The sequence below is a fragment of the Saccharothrix sp. NRRL B-16348 genome (assembly GCF_001280085.1).
Taxonomy (GTDB): domain Bacteria; phylum Actinomycetota; class Actinomycetes; order Mycobacteriales; family Pseudonocardiaceae; genus Actinosynnema.
This window is the reverse complement of the sequence record NZ_LGED01000093.1, coordinates 1-573: the sequence shown is the minus strand read 5'-3', so window position 1 is coordinate 573 and position 573 is coordinate 1. Positions and strand designations below refer to the sequence as shown.

Genomic DNA, 573 nt, shown 5'->3' with positions numbered 1-573 from the left:
GCGGTGGGGTTCCAGGAGGCGGGCGGCGGCGTGGGCGGTGTGCAGGTGGAAGTCCGCCACCCGGGTCAGGGCCGCTTCCCGCACGTGCTCGGGCAGGGTGGTGTGGGCGGTGTCCGCGGCGTAGCGGCGGACCAGGTCGTGCATGGCGTACCGGCCGCCGGGCCGCCGTTCCAGCAGCGAGGCGTTCTCCAGCCCGCTCAGCGTCCTGCGGGCGAGGCGGTCGGGCAGGCCGGTGAGGGCGGCGGTGGCGGGCGGGGTGGTGTCCGGGCCGGGGGCGATGCCCAGCAGCGCGAACACGGTGCGTTGCTGGTCGGTGAGGTGGCGCAGGGACCAGGACAGCACCGTGGGCAGGCTGGCGGCCGGGTCGCTGTCGTGGTCGAGTGCTTCCAGGCCGAGGTCGCGCAGTTCGGCGGCGGTCTCGGCCAACACCACGTCGGGGTGGGGCTCGGCGGTGCGCGCGGTGATCGACAACGCCAGCGGGTGGCCCCCGCACAGCCCGATCAGCTCGTCCACCGCCTCGGGTTCGGCGGCGACGCGGTCGGCGCCCAGGCGGGCGGCCAGCAGGCCGCGGGC

1 pseudogene is annotated in these 573 nt (G+C 77.0%); it reads right to left on the bottom strand.

The features are described from left to right. Positions 1-573: pseudogene (locus tag ADK67_RS52400) on the bottom strand (tetratricopeptide repeat protein); the annotation flags it as partial.